Source organism: Terriglobales bacterium, assembly GCA_035454605.1.
Classification (GTDB): Bacteria; Acidobacteriota; Terriglobia; order Terriglobales; family Acidobacteriaceae; genus DATMAB01.
The window spans coordinates 1-15,635 of the sequence record DATIGQ010000125.1; the positions used below are offsets into that span (position 1 = coordinate 1).

General features: G+C 66.9%; 15 protein-coding genes and 1 pseudogene. 8 read left to right on the forward strand and 8 right to left on the reverse strand.

Annotation, left to right across the window (positions count from 1 at the left end):
• Nucleotides 1–1,293: 23S rRNA (uracil(1939)-C(5))-methyltransferase RlmD (gene rlmD, locus VLE48_08660; GenBank protein HSA93066.1), on the forward strand; the 1,293-nt coding region annotated here is incomplete at its 5' end.
• A gap of 12 nt (nucleotides 1,294–1,305) precedes the next feature.
• The gene (locus VLE48_08665; protein HSA93067.1) at nucleotides 1,306–3,924 is read left to right on the forward strand and encodes a ComEC/Rec2 family competence protein; all 2,619 of its coding nucleotides are present in this window, start codon (nucleotides 1,306–1,308) and stop codon (nucleotides 3,922–3,924) included.
• A 13-nt stretch (nucleotides 3,925–3,937) separates the two neighbouring features.
• Here VLE48_08665 and VLE48_08670 read toward each other — a convergent pair whose 3' ends face one another.
• A complete protein-coding gene (locus VLE48_08670; protein ID HSA93068.1) occupies nucleotides 3,938–4,219 on the reverse strand; it encodes a DUF2007 domain-containing protein in 282 nt (93 codons plus the stop codon).
• Between the two features lie 184 nt (nucleotides 4,220–4,403).
• Here VLE48_08670 and VLE48_08675 point away from each other — a divergent pair, with 184 nt between their 5' ends.
• The gene (locus VLE48_08675) at nucleotides 4,404–4,694 is read left to right on the forward strand and encodes a hypothetical protein (protein ID HSA93069.1); all 291 of its coding nucleotides are present in this window, start codon (nucleotides 4,404–4,406) and stop codon (nucleotides 4,692–4,694) included.
• 31 nt (nucleotides 4,695–4,725) lie between these two features.
• On the opposite strand, the gene VLE48_08680 is transcribed toward VLE48_08675, so the two are convergent.
• The 7 genes from VLE48_08680 to VLE48_08710 are packed head-to-tail and all read right to left on the reverse strand — an operon-like array spanning nucleotide 4,726 to nucleotide 10,987.
• Nucleotides 4,726–5,571, reverse strand: a complete 846-nt coding sequence (locus tag VLE48_08680; GenBank protein HSA93070.1) for a DUF3108 domain-containing protein — start codon at nucleotides 5,569–5,571, stop codon at nucleotides 4,726–4,728.
• Nucleotides 5,572–5,590: 19 nt separating this feature from the next.
• The gene (locus VLE48_08685) at nucleotides 5,591–6,136 is read right to left on the reverse strand and encodes an isoprenylcysteine carboxylmethyltransferase family protein (protein HSA93071.1); all 546 of its coding nucleotides are present in this window, start codon (nucleotides 6,134–6,136) and stop codon (nucleotides 5,591–5,593) included.
• Entirely contained in the window at nucleotides 6,129–7,187 is a 1,059-nt protein-coding gene (locus VLE48_08690) for a glycosyltransferase family 9 protein (GenBank protein HSA93072.1), read from the reverse strand. Before VLE48_08690 ends, VLE48_08685 begins: the two co-directional genes overlap by 8 nt.
• A complete protein-coding gene (locus VLE48_08695) occupies nucleotides 7,172–7,657 on the reverse strand; it encodes an adenylyltransferase/cytidyltransferase family protein (protein HSA93073.1) in 486 nt (161 codons plus the stop codon). Before VLE48_08695 ends, VLE48_08690 begins: the two co-directional genes overlap by 16 nt.
• Before the next feature lie 12 nt (nucleotides 7,658–7,669).
• Nucleotides 7,670–8,692 (reverse strand): PfkB family carbohydrate kinase, encoded by a 1,023-nt coding sequence (locus VLE48_08700; protein HSA93074.1) that lies wholly within the window; start codon nucleotides 8,690–8,692, stop codon nucleotides 7,670–7,672.
• Nucleotides 8,693–8,714: 22 nt separating this feature from the next.
• Complete coding sequence (gene lpxK, locus VLE48_08705) at nucleotides 8,715–9,662, reverse strand: tetraacyldisaccharide 4'-kinase (protein HSA93075.1); 948 nt, start codon at nucleotides 9,660–9,662, stop codon at nucleotides 8,715–8,717.
• Nucleotides 9,659–10,987 (reverse strand): 3-deoxy-D-manno-octulosonic acid transferase, encoded by a 1,329-nt coding sequence (locus VLE48_08710; protein HSA93076.1) that lies wholly within the window; start codon nucleotides 10,985–10,987, stop codon nucleotides 9,659–9,661. Before VLE48_08710 ends, lpxK begins: the two co-directional genes overlap by 4 nt.
• A gap of 69 nt (nucleotides 10,988–11,056) precedes the next feature.
• Between VLE48_08710 and VLE48_08715 the strand changes: the two genes are divergently transcribed.
• From VLE48_08715 to VLE48_08735, 5 genes and pseudogenes are all read left to right on the forward strand, one after another.
• Nucleotides 11,057–11,740, forward strand: a complete 684-nt coding sequence (locus VLE48_08715) for a hypothetical protein (GenBank protein ID HSA93077.1) — start codon at nucleotides 11,057–11,059, stop codon at nucleotides 11,738–11,740.
• A gap of 130 nt (nucleotides 11,741–11,870) precedes the next feature.
• Nucleotides 11,871–13,265 (forward strand): DUF5666 domain-containing protein, encoded by a 1,395-nt coding sequence (locus VLE48_08720; protein ID HSA93078.1) that lies wholly within the window; start codon nucleotides 11,871–11,873, stop codon nucleotides 13,263–13,265.
• 100 nt (nucleotides 13,266–13,365) lie between these two features.
• The gene (gene gatB, locus VLE48_08725; protein HSA93079.1) at nucleotides 13,366–14,844 is read left to right on the forward strand and encodes an Asp-tRNA(Asn)/Glu-tRNA(Gln) amidotransferase subunit GatB; all 1,479 of its coding nucleotides are present in this window, start codon (nucleotides 13,366–13,368) and stop codon (nucleotides 14,842–14,844) included.
• 52 nt (nucleotides 14,845–14,896) lie between these two features.
• Nucleotides 14,897–15,106, forward strand: a complete 210-nt coding sequence (locus tag VLE48_08730) for a hypothetical protein (protein HSA93080.1) — start codon at nucleotides 14,897–14,899, stop codon at nucleotides 15,104–15,106.
• A gap of 12 nt (nucleotides 15,107–15,118) precedes the next feature.
• Nucleotides 15,119–15,514, forward strand: a pseudogene (locus VLE48_08735) (peroxiredoxin-like family protein).
• The last annotated feature ends 121 nt before the right edge of the window (nucleotides 15,515–15,635 follow it).

A 15,635-nucleotide genomic window follows, 5' to 3' on the forward strand; every position in this document is an offset into this window, starting at 1 on the left:
GCCGACGAGCACGGCCGCGGCAAGGCCGTGTTTCTCCCCTTTGTCGCCGAAGGCGAGCAGGTCGAGGCGGAACTGGTCGAGGAAAAGCCCGGTTTCGCCCGCGCGCGCGTCAAAGAAATCCTCGCGCCTTCGCCCGATCGAATCTTGCCCTCGTGCCCGTACTTTGCGCGCTGCGGAGGCTGCCACTACCAGCACCTGAGATACGAAGCGCAGCTCGCGGCCAAGGTTGGAATTCTGCGCGAGACGCTGCGCCGCACCGCCAAGCTGGAGTGGAGCGGCGAGATCGGGGCGGTTGCGTCCCCGCCCTGGGAGTATCGCAACCGTACCCGGCTGCGCCTGCGGACCACGCCCGAATTCGCGCTCGGCTACAACCGCTTCGGCTCGGCGGAGCTGGAGCCGGTGGAGAAATGTCCCATCAGTTCGCCGCTGATCCAGCGTGGCATCGCCCTGGCATGGGAGCTCGGCCGCGCGCGCCGTTTCCGCGAGGGCATCCGCGAAATCGAGTTCTTCGCCGATACCGATGACGCCCGCATGCTGGTCACGCTGCTGGCCGATCCCCGCGTCGAAGCCACGCCGGAAACCGAAGCCGCGCTGGCCGAAGCCATCCGCGCCGCGTTACCCGGCGTGGTGGGCGTGATCGTCGCTCCGGCTCGTCCTGCCTCTGCCGATCCCTGGGAGGCTGCCGACGCGCCTCCGACCGCGGTCTTCGGCGCAAGCTTTCTCCCCTACGCCGTGCGTGCCGTCGAGTATCAGGTGAGCGCCGGGTCGTTCTTCCAGACCAACCGCTTTCTAACGGATGCATTAGTCGAAGCCGTTCTCGCCAATCATTCCGGTGCGCTCGCGTTCGATCTGTACGCGGGAGTCGGCCTGTTCACCGTGCCGCTGGCGGCAAAGTTCGAGCGCGTGGTCGCCGTCGAGTCTTCGAGCGCAGCCTGCCGCGATCTGCGCCACAATGCTCCGGCCACCGTGAAGTGGCGGGAAGCGGCAGTCGCCGAGTTTTTGGAGCGGAGCTCGGCGCGGCCGGATTTCGTGATCGTCGACCCTCCGCGCGCCGGCTTGGGAGAGAAAGTCGCGCGGGCGCTGGGAGCGCTGGCCGCTCCGCGTCTGGCCTATGTTTCCTGCGATCCCGCCACGCTCTCGCGCGATCTGCGCCTGCTGTTAGAATCCGGCTACCGCGTGGAGGAGATTCGAGTACTCGATCTCTTCCCGCAGACGTTCCACATCGAAAGCGTCGTGCAGTTGGTCGTTGGTCAAGGGCCCGTAGTTCCCGGTTCCGATCCCAGGGTGAAGTAGAGAAGTTGAGGAGTGGAAGAAGCAGGAGTGCAGTCCACTGCACAACCGCGCCCCCAGGGTGTCGCGCGACACCCCATGCTGGCTGCTGCGCTGGCTTTTTCCGCCGGCATCCTTCTGGGGACATACACCTGGCGCCCGCCGCTCTGGGGGCTGATTGCCGTCGTCGTCCTGCTCGCTTCCGCCGCTTGGTGGATTCGGGAACGGCCCCGAGTCGCACAAGGGCTGGCACTCGCGGCGCTGGCCGTGCTGGGCGCGCTCCGGCTTGCGGGACCGGACGAGCGCGCGAATGGCGCCGGACTTGAGCGCTGGACCGACGGCCGCGAAGTTCTGGTCACGGCTCACGTGACGCGCGACTTTGCGCCACGGGAAAGTGCTTGGGGAGGCCAACGCCAGCGCGTAGAGCTCAAGACCGAAAGCATCGAATCCGAAAACGTGATGGAAGACGCGAGGCTGGGTCTTCGCCTCACCATCTACGCGCCGCGGCGCCGCGAGGACGATGAGGACGACGAGGACGACCGCGTCGCGCTACCACCCTTGCAGTACGGCCAGCGCCTGCGCTTTCCCGCGCGCTTGCGCCTGCCGCGCAACTTCGGCAATCCCGGCAACTTCGACTATCGCGGATACCTGGCGCGCCAAGGCATCGTGATGCTGGCTTCGGCGCGCGCCGACCGCGTCGAATTGCTTTCCGGATTCGCCGGCTCTCGGTGGGAGGCGTGGCGCAACCGGGCCCGCCATAGCCTGAACCAGCGCATGCGTTCGCTCTGGCCGCAGGAAGAAGCGTCGCTCATGGCGGCGATGCTGCTGGGCGAGCGCACCGAACTGGGTCGCGATCTCCGCCTCGACTTCCAGCGCACCGGCACCTACCACATCCTGGTCGTCTCCGGACTGAACCTGGGAATTCTGGCGTGGCTGGTCTTCTGGTTGATGCGGCGGATGCGCGCCTCTGAACTCCTGACTTCCGTGATCACTATGCTGCTGGTCAGCGCCTACGCTTACCTGACGGATGCCGGCCCGCCGGTGGTGCGTGCCACACTGATGTTGGCCGTCTACCTGGGTGCTCGCTGGCTGTATCGCGAGCGCGCGCCGTTGAATGCCATTGGCATCGCGGCTCTGATCCTGCTGGTCGTGGATCCCCAGTCACTCTTCGATCCCAGTTTCCAGCTCACCTTCCTGGCCGTGCTGGCCATCGCCGGGATTGCGCTGCCCATCGTGGAGCGCACGTCACTTCCCTATCGGCGGGCGCTGGGGCAACTGGATTCCACCGAGTACGATGCCCGGCTGGCGCCGCGGCTGGCGCAGTTTCGGCTCGACCTGCGACTGCTGGCGTCGCGCCTGGCCAGGTTCGTTGGCTCGCGCATGGCGCGCTGGACGCTTGTGCTCGGCGCGCGCGCCGGGTTGGGCTTGTTTGACGTACTGCTGCTGGCGGCCGCGATGCAGGTGGCGCTGGCGCTGCCCATGGCTGTCTATTTCCATCGCGCCGTGCTGGCGGCGCTGCCCGCGAACGCCGCCATCGTCCCGCTGACCGGAGCGCTGATGCCGGCCGCGATTGCGGCCATGACGCTCTCCTACCTGTGGCTGCCGCTCGCCAAGCTCCCGGCATGGCTGGCGGAACTGGCGCTCCGGGGCATCACCGGTGTGGTGGCCTGGCTGGGCGCGGCGCGCGGCAGCGAAGTGCGGCTGGCAACCCCGGAGCCTGCGATGATGCTGTTTGCCGCCGCGGCCTTCGTTCTGGCCATGCTCGCCGTCCGCCGGCGCGCCAGGGTCGCCGCCGCCGGGCTCTTCGTGCTCCTGGCTTCGGCGCTGGCGCTGGTGGCGCTTCCTCCCAGGGCGCAAATCCGCCGCGGCGCGCTCGAAGTCACGCTGCTCGACGTGGGCCAGGGCGACGCCATTCTGGTGGTCTCCCCCGAGGGCAAGACGCTGCTCATCGATGCGGGAGGCTCGCTGGGCGGCGAACACTCCGATTTCGATTTTGGCGAAGACGTGGTTTCGCCCTACCTGTGGCAGCGCGGCCTTCGTCGGCTGGATGCGGTCGCGCTCACGCATGCGCACGCCGATCACATCGGCGGGCTGGCCAGCGTGCTGGCGAACTTCCGTCCGCAGGAGCTCTGGCTGGGACCGAATCCGCCTGTCGCGGCGTTGCGCCGGCTGGAGGCACGCGCGCGGTCGCTGGGTGTGCGCATCGTCGAGCGCCGGGAGGGAGAGCGGTTCGCCTTCGGCGGCACTGGGATTGAAGTATTGGCGCCGCCCGTCGACTGGCACGTTGCCGCACGCGCGCGCAACAACGATTCTCTCGCCCTCTACCTCACGTTCGGCGAAACGGCCGTGCTGCTTCCCGGCGACGCGGAACGCAGGATCGAGCGCCATCTGACCGAGCATCTGCCGCGTGCCGATCTGCTGAAGGCGGCTCACCACGGCAGCGCCACCTCGACCACGCCCGAGCTGTTGACGGCCGTGCAGCCGCGCTTCGCCGCCATCTCCGTGGGTTTCCGCAGCCCATTCGGGCATCCCCGGCGGGAAGTGCTGGAGCGACTGGCGGCGCGCGGCGTGCGGACCTATCGCACCGATCTGCACGGCGCGGTGACGTTCTATCTGGATGGAAGTGCGGTCACACCGGAGCTGCGAGGAAGGTGACGGCTCGTTTGAATCACGCGCTTTCTGCTTGTGGTGGTTCTCCGTCCTCTTCGCGGATGGCGTCATCCGCGCGGTACTCCTGGATGACGCGGCGCGCTTCCTCGGCCTGGTCGGCGCGCACCATGATGTTGACGCCTCCCAGTCCCGGCATCACTTCCTGGGGCGCGTCCGGCGAGGTCACCAGCGACTCGATGCCCGCGGCTTCGAGCACACCCTGGACCACCATGGCTTCGGTTTCGTCGGCGGTATCGAACACGCTCACCAGCTTTTCGTTGGGATCCGGATGGACGGACATGGACGCCTCCTTCGAGCGACGGCCGAAGCTGCTTGCGCGCGGGGTGTATGATGCGTCGAGAACGCCCGGCGCATCGTTCCGGTCGCGTTCCGCGTCGTATGCATGGGAGCGGACCGGCCGCGCGGACAAGTGTGGCGCATTCCCGCGACGCCGGCAAGAGTGTACTGCTGCGGAGGAGCCGATCATGATCACGCCCGACGAACGCCGTGAGGCTGAAGCCAATCCGGCCTCATCCCAGACTGCGGAAGAGGTCGAAGACGAACGACGACGCCTGCGCCGCCTGCAGATCATGATCTCGATGGTGACTTCGGTATTGGCGCAGGATCCCGGCCTTACGGTAGAGGAAGCCTCGGAGCTGGTAGCCAACGCGCGCCGCGCCGCGCTCGCAATGTTCCCCGGCAAGGAGCTGGCCTTCGATCTTATCTACCGCCCGCGCCTGCAGCGCGTGATGCAGGAGCGGTTCCGGCTTCAGTAGCCCAGCGCGCCTCGGAGCGACGCGAATCTTCTCAGGACACGGGCTTCGATTCCACGCGTTCCAGACGAAAAGTCAGCGTGCCGAAAAACAAGCGGGCCCGCATCTGCACCGGGATACGCTGCTCGTCGTCGGAGTACCAGATCCAGATCTGGCCGTGGCTGCGCACCGTGCCTTCGGGTGCTTCCGGACGCACGCGCACGGTGGAGAAAGTGCCTGCGGCGGTGCGGATTTCTTCGCGGGCTTCGACGCGCGCGGTGACCTCTACGGTTCGGCTGCCGTCGTTGAGCGGGAACATGAACACGGCGCCGGGTTCCAGCGGAAGCGTGCGCAGGTAGTAGAGTGCGGACAGCACATCGGTAACGCATCCGGGAATCTCGTGCTCGGTTCGCTTGCTCTGCCCGGAGCGAAGGTTCTGTTCCTCGAGCACAGCCTTTTGCCGCGCGGAATCAAAGCGGATGGAAGTCTCCAACCGCCGCGAGCCTTCCTCGGTATGCTTGGCGATGTGGTGCGAGCAGAAGGTCGCGGGATCGAAGAAGGATTCAAAGCGGTCACGCACGCGGTAGAGCAGTGCGGCGGCGCCCACCGAATCCACCGACGCGGTGACGCGCCGCTCAGCCCCCGCAGCGTCGGTGCGCAGCGTGGCCATACCCGCAGGGAAGATGCGCCATTCGACGCTGTAGATCCAGGCGTGACCGTCGGGGAAGCGATATCCCGCCTGCGGCGGACGGATGCGGGGCGCGGTATCGCTTTCCGCCGGAGCTTGAGCCGGGGCGGTTTGCTGCTGCGCGGCTCGAGACCAGCCGGAATCCATGGTCGCGGAAGCCAGCAACAGCAACAACGCTACGCGTCGGGCGACCAGATGTAGGGACAGGCTCAACGTTCCGCTTGGAATCCCCTCAGGGAGTGAACCACTGTAGCTTGATGGCGAGCGCAGCCAGCATGGCCAGCGTGCCCAGCAGGGCATTGTACTCGCGGTGTCGCCGGTACCGTTCCCAGGAAAAGTTGTTGCTCGCGCCGGTGCCCGGGCCGAGACGCGGCAGCAGGCGCGGCACGCGCCGCGCGTAGTCCTCGAATTCCGGAAAGTTGCGGCGCAGGTACGCTTCCTCCCAGCGGATCACCGGGAAATAGATGGCCAACAGCATCGCCAGCAGCGCAGCGGCCAGCCAGGGACTGCGGGCCGCGATTCCGAATCCGGCGGCAAGGATGAGCGAACCCAGGTAGAGCGGATTGCGCGTGTACGCATACGGTCCCGTCGTAGTGATCTCGGTGGCCTTGGTGACGTGGCCGGAGGCCCAGGCGCGCAACCAGAGTCCCGGGATGGCGGCCAGGCCGCCGATCAGGATCGACTGCCAGGTGGGCCGAGCGAGCCACAGGTACAGCAGGGTGAAGGCGAAGCCCAGAGGCACGCGGATGCGGCGTGCCGTGGCGTTCCAGTCAGGCACGTGGACTCTCCAGCAGGCGGCGCGCGGCAGCGATGGCTTGCCGGCTCGAAATCGCCAGCAAGCCTCGATCGGCGCGGGCTGCGTGTGCGTACGACGTGCGGCTGGCCGCGCTGCGCAGCACGTCGCTGCGCGTCCCGAACGGACCGTTACGCGCCGGGTCGGTGGGACCGAAGAGCGCGACGACAGGAACGCCGAGCGCGGCCGCAAGATGCAACGGCCCGCAATCTCCGCCCACGAAGAGCCGCGCACGGCGAGTGAGCGCGATCAACTGGCCGAGTGTCGGGCTCACGACTTCGGCTGCGCCGCGGCTTGCGTTCACGACCTCGTGGCCGAGGCTTTCTTCGCCCGGGCCGACGTTTACCAGCGAGCGCAAGCCGTCCTCGGCGAGCGCACGAGCCACTTCGCCATGACGCTGCGCCGGCCAGATCTTGGCGTTCCAGCCCGCTCCCGGGTTGAGCAGCGCGAAGCGGGAAATGCCCAGGCGCTGGAGCTCGCTCTCGCACCAGGCTTCCGCGCGCGGATCACGGGGCAACGCGGCGGCCGGCGGAGAGCCGGCTTCCGTGCCGGTGAACGCTGCGACCAGGGAAAGGTAGCGCTCGATGACGTGCGTGCCCTGCGCGGCGACGCCGCGAGTGTAGAACACCGTGGCGGCGCGTTCCCTGGGACTGGCGAAGCCGAGCCGGCGGCGCGCGCCGCTGAGCTTGGCCACCAGAGCCGATTTCAGCAAGCCCTGCAGGTCGAGTGCGACCTCGTAGCGGGCGGCGCGGACTTCTGCCAGCTCGGCGCGGGCGGCCCTCCACGCCGCCGGGGACGCCGGAGTCTTGCGCAACGTGCGAGTGTCCAGCAAGTGCACGCCGTCCACGAGCGGGCGCGAGTCGTCACGCGGGCCCGTGCGTGGAGATCCTGAAGCGCACAACAACTCCTGCCAGCGGGGCTCGATCACCCATCCGATGGTAGCGGCGGGAAAGGCGCGGCCCAGTGCGGCGACCGCGGGCAGTCCGTGGATGACGTCGCCCATCGCGCCCAGGCGCACGATCAGGATGCGTTCCATCGGCGAAGGAGTTCCGAGGTGGAGTGGTCCTTGGGGTCGCCGACGATCTCGACGCGGCCCCCGCACTCGACCACGACCTCACGTTCGGGCACGGACTCGGCGGTGTAGTCGGTTCCCTTGGCGTGGACGTCGGGACGGATCTCGCGCACCAGGGCGCGTACGTCGGGCTCGTCGAAGACGACGACGGCGTCCACCGGCTCGAGCGCGGCCACCAGCTCGGCGCGTTCGGCGGCGGGCATGCGCGGGCGGCCCTCGCCCTTGAGCGCGCGCACGCCGGCATCGGAGTTGATGGCGACCACGACGCGTCCGCCCAGGGCCTTGGCCCCGCGCAGGTAGCGCACGTGGCCCACGTGCAGCACATCGAAACAGCCGTTGGTAAGGATGACGGTTTCGCCCGCGCGGCGCCATTGCTCCACGCGGCGGCGAAGCGAGGCGCGGTCGAGGACCTTGTCGGCGCCGGATTCAGGCACGGGCGGATTCCTTCATGAGCGCTGAATGGCGTCCAAGAGTTCCTGGCGCGAGACGGTGGCGGTGCCGCGCTTCATCACCACGATGCCTCCGGCGTAGTTGGCCAGGCGGGCCGCGGATTCGGTGTCGGCGCCCGCGGCCAGCGCGGCGGTAAAGGTCGCGATGACGGTGTCGCCGGCGCCGGTGACGTCGGTGACCTGATCGGAACCGAACACCGGGATGTGGACGGGATGCTGCCCGCGCGTGAAGGCCACCATGCCGTCCTTGCCGCGGGTGATGACCAGCGACTCCAGCTTCATGTGCTTGAGCACGGTGCGGCCCGCGGCGTGCAGCCGCGCGGTATCGTCGCCGATGCGCACGTGCAGTGCGTCTTCCACCTCGGGCTCGTTGGGCGTGGCGGCGGTGACGCCGGAATACTCCAGCATGCGGAAACGCGAATCGAGCGTGACCGGGATGCCGTTGAGGCGGCCGCTGGCGCGGACGGCTTCCAGCATCTGCGGCGTGGCCGCGCCGTAGCCGTAGTCGGAAACCAGCAGGGCGTCGGAGGCGCGCGCGTACTTGCGCGCCGCCATCACCAGCTCACGCTTGTCGTAACCTTCAATGTCTTCTTCGGGCTCGCGATCCACGCGCACTACCTGTTGCCGCTGGGAGTGCGTCATGCCGGCGAGGATGCGGGTCTTGGTGACGGTGGTGTAGCCCTTGAGCTTGAGGATGCCGTTCAGCGGAATGCGTTTCTGGCGGAAGCGCTGCAAGAGCAGGCGCCCGGGCTCGTCGTCGCCTATCACGCCCACCGGCAGCACTTCGACCCCGAGGTCGGCGAGATTGTAGATGGCGTTTCCCGCGCTGCCCGGCACCACGCTGCGCTCGCGGTGACGCAGGATGAGCACCGGCGCCTCGCGGGAGACGCGCGAGATCTCGCCGTAGATGAACTCGTCGGCCACCAGGTCGCCGAGCACGGTGACGGTGAGGCGAGGAAAACCTTCCACCAAGCGCACCAGGCGCGCTTTCCCCTCGGCCGGCTTGGAGTTGCGAGTCATCCCGTCGGGTCGCCTGATTCTCTCATGCCGGGCGTGAGCGGCGCTCCGCAATCCGGGCCAGCATGGCGTCGAGCGCGGCGGGCGCGTTCTCCAGCTCCATGCGCACGCGTACAACCGCCAGGGGAGCGAGCGAAGAGAGGTATCCGCCGAGGTTGACGGCGTCTTTCTCCGTGGTGACGAAGCCGCCGGCGCGGTTTTCCGCCGCCAACGCGCGCAGATCGCGGATGTCGCGCTCACGGTAGGCGTGGTGATCACGAAAGACGGCTTCGGCGGCGGGCTCGATACCGGCCTTGCGCAGTTGCAGGAAGAAAGCCTGTGGGCGGGCGAGGCCGCAGAAAGCGACCGGATGCGGCGGGACATCGCGCGGCAGAATGCCGCGGCGCACCCGCCACACCAGTTTGCCCTCGAGCGGGAACGCTTCGGACGCAGCGCCGCTCGTGAGCACGACGGCATCGGCGCGGCCGAGCGCGGCCAGCGGCTCACGCAGGCGGCCGGCCGGCAGCAGGCGGTCGCGCGCGTCCTCGGGTGTGACCAGCACAATGTCGAAGTCGCGGGCCAGGGCCCGGTGCTGGAAGCCGTCATCGAGCAGGTGGAACCGCAAGCCGAGTTTCTCCTCGGCGGCGCGCCCCGCCTCCCAGCGGTCTTCGCCTACGAACACCGGGCAATTCAAACGGCGCGCGATCAGCAGCGGCTCATCGCCGAACTCTTCCGCCAAACCGCCGGGATCGACGGCGCGAACGCCCTTGGACTTGCGCCCGTAACCGCGGGAAAGGACGTCGAAGGCGATGCCTTGCGCAGCCAGCAGTTCGCCCAGCAGGATGAGGAACGGCGTCTTGCCGGCGCCGCCGACGGAAAGATTGCCCACGCTGATGACCGGCCCGGCAAGCCTGCGCTGCGGGATGAAGCCGCGGTCGTAGAGCGCATTGCGGCCACGGACCACGGCGCTGAACAGCGAAGAGAAGGGTCTCACGTGGTCGGCCTTCCGGCGGGAGCCGGCTCGCGGGTATCCGCCGTGAGCGGCAGCAGGGCGGCCAGCGCCTCAAGCGTGCGCTCGGTGGCTCCGGTTTGCGCGCGCACCACTTCGGCGGCGCGGCGTCCCATCGCGTGGCGTTCCGCATCATCGCCCAGCAGCGAGAGAAGCGCAGCGACCAGTTCCGCGGGCTGGACCACGCGAACCGCATCGCCCTGGCGAAACAGGGCGACGATGTCGCGGAAGTTCTCCGTGTGCGGCCCCACGAGAATGGCTACGGCATGCTGCGCAGGCTCCAGGATGTTGTGTCCGCCTCGCGGCACCAGGCTCCCCCCGACAAAGGCCACGTCGGCCAGGGCGTAGACCGCGGCCAGCTCGCCGAGCGTGTCGAGCAGAACGACGCCGCAGGAAACGGCGTCCTCGGCGGCGAGCTGGGAGCGGCGTTTCCAGGGCAGGCCCGAGGTCGCCACCATCTGCGCCACCGGAACGAACCGCTCGGGATGGCGAGGCGCCAGGATTATCGCCGCCTTCGGATGCTGCTCGCGCACGGCAACGAAGGCTGCGAGCAGCCGCTCTTCCTCTCCTTCGACCGTGCTGCCGCAGACGATGACCGGTTGAGCTTCGCCTTTCTCGATGGCGCGCCGCAGCAGGGCAGCGGCGGGCGAGGCGGCGGCCGGCCGGGCATCGAACTTCAGATTGCCGCTGACCTTGATGCGCTCGCGAGGAGCGCCGATCTCTGCCAGGCGTCGGGCGTCCTCGTCACTCTGCGCCAGGAAGGCGTCGATCGAATCGAGCACGCCGCCGAGCAGTCCGCGCCAGCGACGGTAGCCGGCCAGCGAGCGATCGGAGATGCGGGCGTTCACCACCGCCACGCGCGCGCCTCCTTCCCGAGCAAGGCGCAGAAAGTTGGGCCAGAATTCGGTTTCCGCCATGACCACCAGTTCCGGCTGGAGCGCCCGCAGCCAGGGACGGATGGCGAAGGCGAAGTCGAGCGGGAAATAGAAGACGTTTTCCGGGCCGAAGCGCTCACGGGCCAGCTTCTGACCGGTAGCGGTAGTCGTGGAGATGACGACACGGCGTTCGGGGTAGCGCTGCCGGAGCGCCTCGATCAACTGGCTCACAGCAAGCACTTCGCCGACAGACACGGCGTGCATCCAGATTGCGCCCCGGCCGCGGACGACGCGTTCCGGCACGCGTCCCAGGCGCTCGGCCAGACCGGCGCGATACTTGCCGTGGCGCAGCATTCCCAGCAGCCACCAGGGAGCGGCCAGCAGCAGCGCCGCGGCCAGAGCCGCGCTGTAGAGCAGGTACATGAGGCCAACCATTCTAGCCGCCCCTTCATCCCAAACACGATGCCGGTTGTGGCGCCGCGCAAGAGTGCAGATAATCAGGTCATGGTCCGAGTCTTGAAACTGGCAACGCGCTTGGGTGCGGCCCTGCTGCTCTGCCTGTCGATGTTCCTGAGCGCAGCCGGCGAGGACGAGCCGCTTACACCCAAGGCCTATCACGCCAAGACGTATCCCGCATGTGATGCGCACGAGCAGGAGAAGCTGGCCATCGCCGCCGATCCTTACGACCTGCCGGACAAGGCGCAGGTGTTCGTGGTGAATTACCGGAAGGAAGGGTTCCTGCCGGTGCACTTCATCCTGTCGAACGACGGCGACGGCCCCGTTTCGCTGGCAGAAATGAAAGTGCAGTTGATCACGGTGAAGCGGGTGAAGCTGGATCCGGCGACCCCCGACGACGTCTACCGCCGGCTGGCGCGCCAGAAGCGCCGCGGCGATGAGCCCAGCCGCAACCCGCTTCCTATTCCCCTGCCACGCCGCAAGGTCCCGGCCAACGTGAAACCGGAGGCCGTGGAGGAGGTCGAGCGGCTGAACTTTCTGGCCAAGGCGGTGGAGCCGCACTCGACGCGCGCCGGCTTCCTGTTCTTCGATGTGGAAGGTATCGCCAACCCGCTGGCGGGCGCGCATCTGGTCATCAGCGGGCTGCGCAACGAGCAAGGCCAGGAACTGTTCTTCTTCGAGATTCCCATGGAGAAGTACCTGAGCTACCAGCCGGGAACGACGAAGCCGTAATCGCAGCGCTCAAGAGCCGCGCCGTTTCGTCACACATCTGCGTGACGACCGGCCACTTCGCTCCCGCACCTGCGCATCACAAGTACAAACTAGCCGCAGGTACTTCTGCGGTCCTTTCCCGGAGGATTTCATGCGAGCACTCCGCCTTTATTCTCTCGCCCTTCTTTTCCTGGCGCTGGTTTCGTCGCTGTCCGGTTGCGGTGGCGGCAGCAGTTCCAGTAGCACAACGACCCCGCCGCCACCCCAGCCGGGAACCAGTTCGGTCCTGGTGAATTTTGGTGATGCACCGGTGGACAGCATCGTGGCCTTCGAAATCACCATCACCTCGGTAACTCTGACCCCATCCGGTGGCGGCGCCATCTTCACCGTGCTTTCCACCCCCACGCGGATCGAGCTGACGCACCTGAACGGGACGGTCGAACCGCTCGCCATCCGCAACATCCCCGAGGGCAGCTATTCGTCGGCGACCATCAATGTTTCCAATCCCGAGGTGAAAATCATCGACTCCGGCACGGGCTTGCCGGTGGAATTGAACGCCTCGCTTTCTTCCACGAGCGCGACCGTCAACTTCAGTCCAGCCATCAGCTTCGGCACGACACCCACGGCGCTGAACTTTGATTTCAACCTGGCCGCCTCGGTAGTGATCGCTCCTCCCAACGCAACCGTAACGCCGACCTTCACCGGCTCGTTGTCCGCGATAGCGGCGCAGAACGAGCAGGAGGAGGAAACCGGAGAGATCGAGGACATCACCGGCGTGGTTACCGGCACTTCGGGAAGCTCGTTCACGATTTCCGTGCCGCAAACTGCCCAGAACCTGACCTTCGCCACCAACTCCAGCACGGAATTCGAGGCGCCCCTCACCGGCGTGGCCTCGCTGACCACGGGCTTGATCGTCGAGGTGGACGCCCTTACCCAGACAGACGGCTCTCTGCTGGCCACCAAAGTGGAAGCCGAGATCGAGAACGACAATGACGCCCTGGAGGTTGAAGGCCTGATCACGGACCTGATCGGCCTGCCGCCCACGGGCTTCCACATGGTGGTGCAGGACGGCGCGGCCTCCGGCACGATCGCGCCTGCGCTCGGCGCCACCATCACGGTCAACCTCGACAGCAACACGCAGTTCCGGATCGACGACGACCACGTCGACCTCAACAACCTGCCGTTCGTCGCCGTTTTCAACGCCAACGTGCTCTCGCCCGGCCAGAAGGTTGAAGTGGATACCGACACGCCCGCTACCGATAACCTGCTGGCCGACAAGGTGAAGCTGAAGGAGCAGACGCTGCGCGGTACGGTTTCGAACCTGGCCACGGCGGGCAGCCAGTCCACGTTCACGCTCACCGTGCCGGTGGACTCTGCGTTCGCTCTGCTTACCGGGCAGACGACGCTGCAGGTGATCCGGCAGCCGGAGACGCGGCTCAAAGGCATCACCACCATTGCCAACGGCGACACCGTGCGCACACGCGGCCTGTTGTTCTTCGATGGCGTGGGCTACCACATGGTGACCAGCCGGATTGCAGCCCCGTAGTTCCGTCTAGTACAGGGACTGAGGCCGCGCCGCTGAGGCGCGGCCTTAGTCTTGACGGTGCGGTCTGCCTCTCCAGGCGGACGCTATAATCGAGCCTTCCATGGGGACGGCCGCGGAAAAACCGGTGCAGGCGCGCGCCCGCTACGAGCCCGTCATCGGGCTCGAAGTGCACGTCCAGTTGCTGACCGAGACCAAGATCTTCTGCTCCTGCTCGACCAAATTCGGCGCGCCGCCCAACACCAACGTCTGCCCGGTGTGCCTGGGGTTGCCGGGGGCCATGCCGGTGCTGAACCGCAAGGCAGTGGAGTTCGCGGTGCGCGCGGCCATGGCGCTGAACTGCCAGGTGCGCGAGACCTCCATTTTCGCGCGCAAGAACTATTTCTATCCCGACCTGCCCAAGGGCTACCAGATTTCGCAGTATGACAAGCCGCTGGCGGAGCACGGCGGGATCGAGATTCCCGCGGCGGGTGGCACCGTGAAGCGCATCGGCATCACACGGCTGCACCTGGAGGAAGATGCGGGCAAGAGCCTGCACGAAGGCTTTCCGGACTCGGCCGAGCGCACCGCCATCGACCTGAACCGCAGCGGCGTGCCGCTGATCGAGATCGTCAGCGAACCCGACATCAGCTCGCCCGACGAAGCCTACGAGTACCTCACGCGCCTGAAAGAGATCATCCTGTACACCGGGGTCAGCGACTGCAACATGGAAGAGGGCTCGCTGCGCTGCGACGCCAACGTCAGCGTACGCCCGCCGGGCCAGAAGCAGTTCGGCACCAAGACCGAGGTGAAGAACGTCAACTCGTTCCGCTTCATCCGCCAGGCGCTGGAGTACGAGATCGAGCGCCACATCGAGGTGCTGGAGTCCGGCGGCGCGATCACGCAGGAAACGCGCCTCTATAACGCCGGCGAAGGCAAGACCTACGGCATGCGCTCGAAGGAAGAGGCGCACGACTACCGCTATTTTCCCGAGCCGGACCTGTTGCCGTTGGTCGTCGATGCGAAGTGGCAGGAGGAGATCCGCAAGACCTTACCGGAGCTGCCGGACGCGCTGCGCCGCCGGCTGGTGGCCGAGTACGGCATCACGGACTACGACGCGCAAGTGCTCACCGTCACCCGAACACTGGCCGAGCAGTTCGAGAGCGCGGCCCGCGCGGCCAAGAATCCCAAGCGCGTGGCGAATCTCGTGCAGGGCGAGCTCATGGGGAGACTCAAAGCGCGCGGGCTCTCAATCGAGCAATCGCCGATTTCCATGCAGGGGGTGGCCATGTCGGCCGACCTGGTCGAGAGCGGCGCCATCTCCGGCAAGCAGCTCAAGGACCTTTACGACCTGTGCTTCGAGCGCGGGCAGGACTTCCCCGTCGTCTACGAGAAGGAAAAGCCGCAGCAGATCACCGACGCAGCCACGATTGAGAAGATCATTGACGATGTGCTGGCGGCGAATCCCAAGCAGCTCGAGCAGTACCGCGCCGGCAAGAAGACAGTGATGGGCTTTTTCGTCGGCCAGGTGATGAAAGCGTCCAAGGGTCAGGCCAACCCGGCGCTGGTCAACGAACTGCTGCAGAAGAAGTTAGAGAGTTAGAAGGCGGCTCCGGGTGAACCTTTCCGAGAAACTCGCTGCAGTTCGGGCAGAGATGGCGCGAGTAATCCCGGCGGAGATCCGGGCGGTGATGACCCGGCACACCGAGGAACTGCGCAACTCTGGCATCCAGGACCGAGTGTTGAAGATGGGCGAGGCAGCGCCTCCGTTCGAACTCGCGGACACAGAGGGCAGGCTGGTCCGTTCTACAGATCTGTTGGCGCGCGGACCGCTGGTGATCAGCTTCTACCGCGGTCGCTGGTGACCCTACTGTAACGCAGAGCTGGAGGCTCTGCAGGAAACACAGCCGAAGTTCACGGCGGCTGGCGCCTCGCTCGTGGCCATCTCGCCCCAGTTGCCCCGGCATTCGCTGGCCATCCACCGTCACCTGAAGCTGGCCTTTCCCGTGCTCAGCGATCCGGAGAATCGCGTCGCCCGAGCCTGGGGACTGGTCTTCGCCCTGCCACCGGAACTGCGCCAAGGTTACAAGCAGCTCGGCAACATCGACCTGCAGCGATACAACGGAGATCCCTCCTGGGAGCTGCCAATACCGGGCTCGTTTGTCGTGGGCACGGATGGAAGAATACGGTACGCATCGGCCGACCCGGATTACACCCGCCGGCCCGAACCGGCGGAAATGCTCGCGGTACTGAATTCCCCGGCTGACCGGTAGCGCTATCCGGCTCCGCTCGTCTCGTTCTGATGCCCGTGCCGCCGGTAGCCCATGGGCTTCTTCGTCAGGTCCTTGTAGATCATTTCCAGGAAGCCATCGGTTTTGATGAAGCCCCCGCCCC

Bases quoted from the DNA above. Each gene is read 5' to 3' on its own strand.
- VLE48_08675 (HSA93069.1), top strand. From the start codon at position 4,404: ATGATCACGCCCGACGAACGCCGTGAGGCTGAAGCCAATCCGGCCTCA.
- VLE48_08670 (HSA93068.1), bottom strand. From the start codon at position 4,219: ATGTCCGTCCATCCGGATCCCAACGAAAAGCTGGTGAGCGTGTTCGAT.
- VLE48_08720 (HSA93078.1), top strand. From the start codon at position 11,871: ATGCGAGCACTCCGCCTTTATTCTCTCGCCCTTCTTTTCCTGGCGCTG.
- VLE48_08715 (HSA93077.1), top strand. From the start codon at position 11,057: ATGGTCCGAGTCTTGAAACTGGCAACGCGCTTGGGTGCGGCCCTGCTG.
- VLE48_08730 (HSA93080.1), top strand. From the start codon at position 14,897: ATGGCGCGAGTAATCCCGGCGGAGATCCGGGCGGTGATGACCCGGCAC.
- gatB (HSA93079.1), top strand. From the start codon at position 13,366: ATGGGGACGGCCGCGGAAAAACCGGTGCAGGCGCGCGCCCGCTACGAG.
- VLE48_08700 (HSA93074.1), bottom strand. From the start codon at position 8,692: ATGACTCGCAACTCCAAGCCGGCCGAGGGGAAAGCGCGCCTGGTGCGC.
- VLE48_08690 (HSA93072.1), bottom strand. From the start codon at position 7,187: ATGGAACGCATCCTGATCGTGCGCCTGGGCGCGATGGGCGACGTCATC.
- VLE48_08710 (HSA93076.1), bottom strand. From the start codon at position 10,987: ATGGTTGGCCTCATGTACCTGCTCTACAGCGCGGCTCTGGCCGCGGCG.